Raw genomic sequence first — 10,113 nt, 5'->3', positions numbered from 1 at the left:
ATACTGCTGGACTTCGTCCCAGAGCAGGTCGCGGATCCGTGCGGATGGGTTGCCGATGAAGACACCGGCGGAGATCTCAAGGAGCCAGCGGGTGAGGAAGCCCCGCAGGCCGGGTGGGCAGTTGGTGAGGACGATGACGGTCACCAGGAGAGCTCCACGTCGTCGTAGACGTCGTGATCATCGCTTCCCCCGCCGTAGTTGCGGCCTGCGGCGACGGTGTGACCGCCGTCGGTCTGGAGGGTGACGACATCGAGGTCGTCGTTCGTCGCCCCGGCCTCCGGCAGCAGGAGGCGTTTGATGTCGTTGACGCAGCGGTCGAGCAGGGATGTCTCGTTGATGCGGTCTCGCAGGGCACGGCGGGTACGCGGGCCGACGTCTTCCTCGTCCTCGGCGGCGATGTCGAAGGCGAGCGGGATGCCGATCTCCGTCTTGTACAGGTCGGCGATGTCGAGGACGAAGGACAGTTCGTGCCCGGAGTGGACGAATCCGAGGGCGGGGCTGCAGCCGAGGGAGGCGACGACTGCGTGGGCGATGCCGTACATGCACTGGGCAGCGGCGGTGACGGCCTGATTGACCGGGTCGCCGCTGGTGAAGTCGCCAGGGGACGCCGGTGCGGGCGGACTGAGCCCGATAGCAGTCCTTGACGCGGCTGCCTTCGCGGCCCAGGAGTTCCTGGCGGGTGAGGCCGGCGGGGTCCTCGTCGGGGAAGCGCAGTCGGTACATGGCGCGGGCGACGGCCAGTCGGCTGCGCAGGTTGACCCACTGCACGGCTTGTGCTTCGGCGAGCGCGGAGGAGCGGGTCAGGGCACGGCCGCCGGCGTAGTAGCGCACGCCCTGTTCTCCCACCCAGCAGACGGCGGCGCCGGTTTCTCCCAGGATGCTCATGGCCTGGTGGGTGATGCGGGTGCCGGGTCCAAGGAGGAGGGTGCCGATGGTCGCCGAGGGGATGTGGGTGGTGCCGTCGGCGTCCTCGGCGGTGATGGCGTTGGCGTCCCGGTGCACGGTGCAGCGTTCGAGGTAGATGAAGGACAGCCGCTCGCTGGTGCGGGTGAGCTGGCGCGGGGTGAGCGTGGCGCGCCGGGAGACTGTGGTCACCGTCTCACCCTGTCTTGCCCAGTGGTGCCAGGGTCAGCAGGCCGCAACCGTATGCCTTGGCCTTGCCGATGCCTTGGGTCAGGGCGCGGCGCAGTGCTTGCGGGTCGGTGATCTCGAGGCGGCCGTCGAAGGTGACGGTGACCAGGCTGACGGGTGCCCTGCGGTCGGCCTGTGCGCTGCGGTCGGCCTGTGCGCTGGTGCTGCGGGATTTGTCGAAGGCGAGGGTGCGTTGGTCATGGACGGTGAGTTCGTACCGGTCACCGTGGTGGGGCTGCTTGGTGTGGGTGGTGCCGGCGGGGAGCAGCCGCTTGGCGTCTGTTTTTTCCAGCACGCGGAAGCCGCATGCTTCCTGGCGTTTGAGGAGCCAGCCTGTTTGGTGCACGGGGGTGAGGTGTGCGGTGCGCTTGGTCGGTTCGTCGTCCTTGCGGCGGGCGTGGTGGACGGGGTTGGCGGTGAGGCGGAACGCCCACCGCTGGCCGGTGGCGAGCCGCTCCAGGAGCGGGCCGTAGGGGCGGGTTTGCCAGCCTGGTGCGTCCGGGTCGGCGGCGGCTGCGGCGGGCCAGCCGGCTTGTTCGACGAAGTGGGTGAGGTCGGGCCGGTGGGGGCTGACGATGTAGAGCAGGACCTCGGCGCGGGTGTTGTGGTCCAGCCGCCACAGCACCCGCGGGCCGCCGGGCTGGGGTGGGTCGGTGGGCAGCAGCGTCGGGAAGGACGACATGACGGCCGCGTGCATGGCCTGCGGTGAGGACAGCAGGCGGCGTGCTGCGGGCCGCGCGGTGTTCACGCGGAAGCGGGTGAGGAACATCTGGCGCTCTCTTCGTCCAGGGCGTCGAACGGGTCGTGCCGGGGCAGGTGCCGGGCGGACGGGTTGGGGATGCGCACGCTTGAGGTGATCTGGGTGCGCAGGATGTGACGCCGGTGCTCGGCGGCGAAGCTGAGCGGCTGGTCGCGGATCGTGTCCGCGGCGTGCTGCTCGTGTTCCTCCGCCTCCCGCAGCACGGTCAGTTCGATCTCGTTGTGGCCGCGGCACTGCTTGCGGTACCAGGGTGAGGCCTGCCACGGTTCCTGGCCCAGCGCGTCCTGCAGACAGGCGTGGTCGTGGAGGTTGAGCTCGATGGGCAGGGAGGGCGGGCAGGAACGCCGGCCGAGGAACGGCGCGTACACCGGGGCGCGCAGGGCTGCGTGCAGGTCGGCGAGGAGTGTGTGGTCGCCTTCGAGGGCGGCGACGAACACGGCGTCGGCGAGGTAGAAGCGTTCGGACAGCGGCATGGGTTTGCCGGTGACGCCGTGGTGAGCGGTCTGGAAGTCGCGTACTCGCATGCCGGGCTGGTCGATGCGGACGCCGAACCGCAGGGCGGCCAGCGGCTTGAGTTTTTCGTCGTCGCGGCGTTCGATGCCGGCCGCGGCGGCGAGCAGGCCGAGGACGCCGCTCTTGGTCGGGGCGGACTCGGTCGTGCGGCGGGCGAAGCGGGAGGCCGCCCCCCAGGACTGCAGGGGGCCTGCGAGGCGGAGGGTCAGCACGCTCATGCGGGCTTCTCCAGGCGCTCGGCGACGGCCTGGCCGACGCCGGCGACGAGTTCGGCGATGTTGGGCGCTTCGGTGCCGGTCCCGGCGAGTTTCTGGGTGTTCGGGCCGACGCGCAGCACCCAGGTGAGGGTGGAGTCTTCGTCGCCGTAGGCGCGCTCGATGTCGGGGATGTACTCGGCCAGGCGCTCGCAGGCCTCGCGGACGTAGCCGCCCGTCTGGCCGCGCACCGGGTCCTCGAAGGCGGCGACGTAGCTGACGGGCCGGGTGGTGCGCAGCTTGACGATCACGGCGTCGGGCAGCGTGTGGTGCCCGAACGTGTTGATCTTTCCGGTGGGCAGGGAGGCGACGAAGCCGTGGACGAAGGCTTCGACGGCCCGGCGGACCGGGTCGGTGCGCGGTTCGTCCTCGCGCAGGCCGCGGCCGAGGTTAGCGGCGAGCTGGTGGACGCCGAGCGCGGCGAAGCGGTAGAGGGTGGCGGAGTTGAAGTCGACCGTGCCGATCATGCCGGCGCCGGTCTCTGCGTCGGTGTTCTCGTCGTCGACGGCGGTGTAGTAGTCGGACTCGTTGTCCACGCGGTGGACGCTGATGGCGTGAGCGACCTGGACGGCGGCGTCGACGTTGATGTCGGCGTCGTCGGCCACCATGCGGCCGAACAGGGCGATGTCGACGGAGTGGTGGCTGTCGGCGAGCTGCTTGGCCCGGCCCTTGTTGTCCTTGTCCTTCAGGAAGGCCGTGATGTCGGCGGCGCCCTCGGCGGCGAGGCGGGCCAGGCCGTCGAGCTGGCGGGCGCTGAGGAACACCAGGTATTTCGACTGGGGTGCCGCCTCCGGCTCGCCGTCCTTGACGGCCGCCGCCTTCCGCTTGGGAACCTCGGTCTTCAACCCGGCGGCCTGCACGGTCTCGTCCGCGATCCGAAGAGCGGTTTCACCGGTGAGGGATGGATCGAGGGCAGTGATTCGGGCGGCGACCGCCTCCACGATCTTCTTGGTCCGCACCCCGAGCTCGCTGGCATCCAGCAGGTGCTCGTCCTTGAAGTAGGTGCGCGTGGCTCGCTTCCAGGCCTGGCTGGAGACCCGGGCGCGCGGCACTCCCCCGTACACGGCGGTCTTCGGCGCGCCGGTGTCGTCGCGGTTGAGGTTGCTGGGCGGGACGGTCTGCAGGGCGTGCACGTCGAGGAAGATGCGGTTCACGAGGCGTCCTTGTCGGTGTCCGTGGTGCTGGTAGTGGCGGAGCCGGCGGCCGGGCCGACGGAGGCGGGAGCGCTGCCGTGGGGCTTGTCGTGCCAGGCGTGGAAGGAGCGGCCCCACTGCCTGCGGACGGTGTCCGCGCCGCCGGGCCACTGCCAGGTGTAGAGCTGACCGGCCAGCAGCGCGTGGTCGAGCTCGATGTCCTCACGGCGCAACAGGACCACGATGTCGCGCAGCCGCTGAGCGAGAACGGCCAGGTCCGGGGCGGTACCAGCACGGACCAGACGCTTGTGCACGGGGGCATCGATCTCGCCGCGCTTCATCATCCGGCGCACCGCGGCTCCCAGTCCCCTGCTGCGGCCTGGCCGGTCGGCCTGGTACATGCCGGTACCGCGGGACTGCTGGTGCAGCGCGTAGAGAGTAAGCGCGACATGCAGGGCGTCCTCGGCCCGGACCAGTTCCGTCTCGCTCAGCGGCCGTGCGCCCTCCGGGGTTTCGTGCAGGGGCCCGATGTCGATCAGAGTCCACAAATCGGGCAGCTGCCCGGCCTCCCGGCCGGCGCCGCGCCTCAGCCGGGCAAGGGCTGCAACAGCATGCGGCTGATCCTCAAGGTAGCCCCGTTGCAGGGCGGCGATGTGGGCACCAGCGAGCCGGACGACCCGTTCGCGCGGGCTGACAGGAGCGGTGAGCGTGGTCATGCGGGTCCCTTCACGGTGGTCTCGGGCGCCGAGCCTGCGTCCGCATCCGGCGGCATGTCGAACGAGTCAGGGCGCCCCAGGCCCCTGGACAGCGCGGCACGGAACCACGTGCCGGCCAGCGCGGAGTTCAGCCACTCGGTGCCGTGCCCCAGCTCGACGATCCGGCCCTGCCAGGCCGCATCCCCGGCCGCGGCCATCAGTCTCTCGCCCAGCCCTGCGACGATCCCGTACACCTGCTGCTGCCAGTCGGTGCGCCTGGCGTAGGGGTCGTCGGTGTCGGCCAGGTGTGCGAGCCAGGTCCGGTAGGGGGCCTCGAGGAGTCCGTAGGCGAGATCACGTGCGCTGGAGCGGGGCCCCTCCCTCTCGGTGCCGGCGGCGCGGGCCAGGTTGGTGGCGAGGTCACCGAGCGCATTGACCGCGAGGTCGGCGTCGCCGACGGCCGCGACGGCCTGCTCGGCGTAGCGCCGGTCCTGCTCATGGAGCAGGACGACGGCCATGGCCACGTGGTCGTCGACGATCTCGTCGATCACCGACTGCTGCGTGCCGTAGCGGGCGCCGATGATCCGGGCCCGCACCAGGAAGCCGCCTTCCAGCTCTCCCTCCGTCACCAGGCGGGCCACCCACTCCAGGATCCTCGGCCGCAGGTAGCCGGCAGGCTCCTGCCCTCGGGCCGTGCCGGCCTCGGCCGCGAGCAGTGCGCCGATCCCGCGCCACGCGGAGCGCTGCGGAACATGCTCACGCGGCAGGTAGACCGGGCTCCTGCCGAGCTTTTTCTCCTGAGGCTTGCTGCGCCGCCAGGCGGTCATCGGCTCCCGGTGCTGACGGTCATGCGCGGTGAGAGGGTCGCCGTAGCCGAGGACGACCCCGTACACGCCGTCCTCGTCGAAGTGGAGCCGCAGGCGCCGCGACTGCCAGGTGTACAGGTCCCGTACACCGGTCGGGGCGCGTTCGCAGCCGCCGGGGCCGCACGGCTGTCTGCGCCATGTCGGCGCGTCCGCCTCATCGACGGCCAGGTTGGAGGTGTCGGCGGCCACCAGGTTCAAAAGCAGCGTCTCGCGCAGGGTGCGGCCTTCGACGAAGACGCCGCCGAGGTTCCCGGCCCAGCCGACGCCCAGCGGGTAGACCTTGCCGCCCTTGGCCCGCCCGTCACCCTCCACACCGGTCTTGATCCCAGAAGTGTCGTAGGCGTGCGCGTGGACGACCCAGCGGGCTGCCTCAGCGAAGGTGAGCCGCTCGACGGTGGGCATGCGGGCAGTGAAGAATGGCTCTCCGTTGGGGACATCGGCCACGATCCGGTTCAGCGCGAACACCTCGTCCTTCGCCGTCCGCAACCCTGCGGTCTGGAAGAACGGCGCCGTGGCGTCCAGCAGGTCGAACCGTCCCCGGTGCTCCTCGAGATACGCGCCGACCGGTGCGAAGCAGCTCTCGTCCGCCCACAAATCTGCCCACGCGTCGATATCCTGCGGCCCCTGAAGTGCGTCGTGTGCGATCGCGAGCAGGAGACGGACCAGGGCGAACTCCTGGGTGGGCAGATCACCGACGATGCGCCGCAGCTCGTGCACCTGCTCGAACACCTGGCGTAGCGACAGCTCGTCCTGGCTGCCGTCCCTTCCGAGTACGGGGATCCACGGCCGGGCAGTGAGGTCGAACGACAGCGCACCGCCGCTGGTGTTCTGGTCGATTTCAGGCACGGGTCACCTCAAGGCCGTTACTCGGGCTGTTCCGGAGACGGAAACCTGCCAGGTGGGTCTGACAATTCGGGCCGGGCGGAGAGACCTGCGGCACCCCGGCCGCCCACCTCGGTCCACCTTGGCCTGTCGTTCGCGGACGGCTCTGGGGATTTTCCACTAACCGCTGCGGGCTGCGCTGTGCTCCTGCCGTTCATTGCGGGTCACCTCGAGGCCGTCGCTGGGGCTGTACCGGAGACGGAAGCCTGCCAGGTGGGTCTGACAGTCCTCGTCGAGCGCGAGAATGAGCTGGCCGGCGAGCCAGTGGCTGTCCTTTGTCTGCCAGGCGGGCACATACAGTTCCTCAAGGTCGTTGATCGCCTGATCCATGACGTCGGCGTAGCTGAACTGGATCGGCAGCCGCAGTCCGCAGCTTGCCGCGGTGCGGGCCGCAAGAGCGGTCGGCACCTGGTCCGTGGGCAGTGGCAGCCCGGCGCGGGGCCGGCCCATGCGGTCGGGTTCGAGCCACGGCACCGTGGAGAAGGTGCCGCCGGCGCGCCGCTGCACGACCACGACCTCCAGGCTCTCGCGCCCATCGCGCACCTGGGCCTGCCCGTGACGGGTGTCGTCCACCTCGCCGACTCCCGCCGCGACCCAGCCGAACAGCGGCCGACCGGGGCGGCCGACGGCATCCAGGCGGAACGTCGCTGCCCGCTCGGCCTGGTCCGCGCGATGCTCCTCATGGCGGGCGCGGGCGGCCTCAAGCTCTTCCGCCCACTCGGCCGGGCCATCGAACTCGTCGGCGTAGGCGCACTGCACCAATGGGCTGATGTCCGCCGGCAGTCTTACGGGGCGCTCCTGGCCGCCGTCGAGGTGCGGCAGCAGGGCGGCAGCGGACCGCAGCAGGGCGTGCGCCCCATACACGGCGAGCGAGCCGCGCACCGGCGCGGGCACGGGGGCGCTCCAGTCGACGCCGGTGACCAGGCAGCGTGCCTGGCGCAGCCGCTCGGGCCGGTCGGCCTGGTCCTCGCCGCCGCGCAGGTGCCGGTGGAGGCGTCCCATGCGCTGCAGCAGCAGGTCGACCGGGGCCAGGTCGGTGACCAGCAGGTCGAAGTCCACGTCCAGGGACTGCTCGGCGACCTGGCTGGCGACGACGATGTGCGCCGCCTGCGGCCGGTCGGCCTTGCCCGGCGGCCCGAAGCGTTCGAGGAGGTCGGCGTCCTTGGCGGCACGGTCGACGTCGATGAAACACGAGTGGGCGACGGTGATATGCGCATCCCCGAACCTCTCCCGCAGCGCAGCCGCTGCTTCAAGGACACGGCGCACCGTGTTGCGCACGACCAGGGCGCAGCCGCCATCGGCGAGTTCTGCCTCCAGCCGGTCGGTGAGGATGTCCACGTCGTCATCGAGCCGCTCCACTTCCACGTGCGTGCCACGGCTTGAGGCCGCAGGGCGCCGCAGAACCGGCGCACCCCCGGGTGTGACCGCCGTCAAAAGCGGATACTCGTCGGCGCGGGCAACGGCATCGAAGGCGGCCGCGGTCTCACCGGTGGCCTTGCCCGCGTAGGCCTCGGCCAGCTCCCTTCGCCGGCCGGCCGGCAGCGTCGCGGACAGCACCACCACCGGCACCCGGTACGCACCCAGCCACGACAGCACCCGGTCGAGATAGACGCTCATGTACGTGTCATAAGCGTGCGCCTCGTCGATGACGACGACCTTCCCCGCGATAGCCAGGTGACGCATCGCCAGGTGACGGCTTTTCAGCCCGGCGAACAGCAGCTGATCGACGGTGCCCGCGACGAACGACGACAGCATGGCCTTCTTCCGCCCGCGCAGCCAGGCGTGGGCGACGAGTTCGGCCGCGGCACAGCGGTTGCGGCTCGTCGGCCGCCACTCGTGTTCATCGGGTCCGTCCACGTCGACCGCGGCGATCCGCCGGCCCTTGCTCATCAGATCGGCGAAGTCGTCGTTGAGAGCAGCCTTGGAGTGGGCCAACTGCACCGAGTAGCGGGCCCCGTGCGGGGCAGGCAGGCGGTCGAGCCATTTCCGCAGGCGGCGGAACATCGCGTTGCCGGTGGCCATCGTCGGCAAGGCGAAGAACACGCCGCCCGCCCCAAACCGGGCGGCAAGGACCTCTGTAGCGGCAAGCGCGGCCTCCGTCTTCCCCTCCCCCATCGGTGCCTCGATCACCATCAGTCCCGGCTCGTCCATTGTCCGGGCCAGGTCGACAGCCGCCTCCTGGACCGGCCTGACTTTCGCACCCGGCGGAAGATCGAACCGGGACGTGAACAGCTCCTGCACATCCCCGACCGGCTCCTCGGCACGCCACGGGCCCGGCAGGTCCAGTCCACGCCAGGCGGCCGCGATGCGCTCGAAGCCTGTGCGGGGCACATCCTCAGGAAAGTAGGGGAACAGGTCGGGATTGCTGGCGATCCAGTCGGAGACGATGACCAGCGCCGAAAGCAGCACCTGCACCGGCTGCGGCAGCTTCACCGCCCGCCAGGCCGCCACGCACTCCCCCACGCCGAACTCGTCCGCGCAGGCGTTGAGCAGTTCTTCCTGCACCCGCTTCCACAGCGCCCCGCTCGGGCCATGCGTCCCCAGCACGTGAGGATGAGCGTCGAGCGCCTGGATCTGGCCGTGCTCGGGCGGCACGCCGTGATGCCCGCCCACCGCCACCGTGAACTGCCCGGCCTGCTTGACCGTCCAGCCGTGCCGCTCCTGAAGCCACTCCCCCAGCAGCACCTGCCCGGCCAGCCCGTGCGGCGCAAGCCGCCGGTCCGCGCCCATCGCCTGCCGCGAGCGCATCTGAAGCCCGTGACCCCGCATGGCCTGCGCCAACTGCTCCACCTGGCAGGCGAACGCGGGCGTCGCTTTCCCGATGTCGTGCACACCGGCCAGCCACACCACCAACCGGCGCCCATCCACCTCCCCGCCCGGCAGCGCACCGGCGATCAGCTCCCGCACCGACAGCGGCAGCCACTCGTCCCACAACCGCCCGGCCACGGCGGCACTGTCCTCCATATGCCGCCACAACGGCAGCCACCTGTCCGAATCACGCTCGTGCTTGGCCCACACGCTCAACGCCGGCCCACCCAGCCGGGCGTGAAGCCCCAGCCGGGCGCCCCCCTCGCCTGTCATGCCAGATACATACCGGATGTAGAAGAAACATGAAGTCGATATGAAGAAAGTCGGCAGGGCCCGCTGTCAGCCCCGACCATGCCACAGGCGCCGAACACAGAGACGACCCTAAGATTTCGAACTCGAGCCAAGCCTCCACAAGAAGAACCCAAAGGGGCTATATGTACCGTTTGCCGGATCCGACGAAACTCAGGAAAACAATGGCACCCGCACCATAAACGCGCAGGTCCCGTAGTCTGCTCCCCGCGCCCGCGGGGATGGTCCCCACTTGTCGACCCGGTACCGGCGCACGCGCACCTGCTCCCCGCGCCCGCGGGGATGGTCCCGAGCCGCCGTGCTCAACGAGGTGCTTGCCACCCTACTCCCCGCGCCCGCGGGGATGGTCCCCGGCACCTCGGCTACGGCTGGGGCACCCACGCCTGCTCCCCGCGCCCGCGGGGATGGTCCTCATCCGGTTCTCACGGGGCGCGGATGGATTCCCTGCTCCCCGCGCCCGCGGGGATGGTCCATCCGGCGCTCTATCACCCTCAGCACAATGCATCTGCTCCCCGCGCCCGCGGGGATGGTCCCGACGCCGACATCGTCGTCAGCGACCACGTGACCTGGGTGCGCTGCTCCCCGCGCCCGCGGGGATGGTCCCGCGTCCGTGCTGGCGGTGGACCGGCCTGCGGTCTGCTCCCCGCGCCCGCGGGGATGGTCCCTACCGCATCCAGGGCACCGCCGCCATCTATATCTGCTCCCCGCGCCCGCGGGGATGGTCCCCGGACAGCTGACCATCAGGGTCGTCGACCCCGCTGC

7 protein-coding genes, 1 pseudogene and 1 CRISPR repeat array (1 of these 9 cut by a window edge) are annotated in these 10,113 nt (G+C 70.6%); all 8 genes and pseudogenes read right to left on the bottom strand.

Features of this window, described 5'->3' with window-relative positions; translation table 11 throughout:
• Window positions 1-144 (bottom strand): type I-E CRISPR-associated endoribonuclease Cas2e (gene cas2e, locus ACYF6T_RS40340; protein WP_461702941.1); only part of this gene is annotated, 144 nt, incomplete at its 3' end.
• Window positions 141-1,095: pseudogene (gene cas1e / locus ACYF6T_RS40335) on the bottom strand (type I-E CRISPR-associated endonuclease Cas1e). The pseudogene cas1e and the gene cas2e, both read right to left, overlap by 4 nt.
• Window positions 1,096-1,099: 4 nt before the next feature.
• Window positions 1,100-1,900 carry a type I-E CRISPR-associated protein Cas6/Cse3/CasE gene (cas6e, locus tag ACYF6T_RS40330; protein WP_461702939.1) on the bottom strand — a complete coding sequence of 267 codons (801 nt, stop codon included), beginning with the start codon at window positions 1,898-1,900 and terminating at the stop codon, window positions 1,100-1,102.
• Window positions 1,876-2,622 (bottom strand): type I-E CRISPR-associated protein Cas5/CasD, encoded by a 747-nt coding sequence (gene cas5e, locus ACYF6T_RS40325; RefSeq protein ID WP_461702938.1) that lies wholly within the window; start codon window positions 2,620-2,622, stop codon window positions 1,876-1,878. Before cas5e ends, cas6e begins: the two co-directional genes overlap by 25 nt.
• Entirely contained in the window at window positions 2,619-3,812 is a 1,194-nt protein-coding gene (cas7e, locus tag ACYF6T_RS40320; protein WP_461702937.1) for a type I-E CRISPR-associated protein Cas7/Cse4/CasC, read from the bottom strand. Before cas7e ends, cas5e begins: the two co-directional genes overlap by 4 nt.
• Window positions 3,809-4,507, bottom strand: a complete 699-nt coding sequence (casB, locus tag ACYF6T_RS40315; RefSeq protein WP_461702936.1) for a type I-E CRISPR-associated protein Cse2/CasB — start codon at window positions 4,505-4,507, stop codon at window positions 3,809-3,811. Before casB ends, cas7e begins: the two co-directional genes overlap by 4 nt.
• Entirely contained in the window at window positions 4,504-6,198 is a 1,695-nt protein-coding gene (gene casA, locus ACYF6T_RS40310) for a type I-E CRISPR-associated protein Cse1/CasA (protein ID WP_461702935.1), read from the bottom strand. Before casA ends, casB begins: the two co-directional genes overlap by 4 nt.
• A 156-nt stretch (window positions 6,199-6,354) precedes the next feature.
• Window positions 6,355-9,315 (bottom strand): CRISPR-associated helicase Cas3', encoded by a 2,961-nt coding sequence (gene cas3, locus ACYF6T_RS40305; protein ID WP_461702934.1) that lies wholly within the window; start codon window positions 9,313-9,315, stop codon window positions 6,355-6,357.
• 236 nt (window positions 9,316-9,551) lie between these two features.
• A CRISPR array of direct repeats spans window positions 9,552-10,113; the repeat unit is 29 nt; unit sequence CTGCTCCCCGCGCCCGCGGGGATGGTCCC (it continues 25 nt past the right edge of the window).

It is taken from the genome of Streptomyces sp. 7R007 (genome assembly GCF_054850255.1).
The sequence above is the reverse complement of the archived record's forward strand: the minus strand, read 5'-3'. Positions and strand labels throughout refer to the sequence as shown.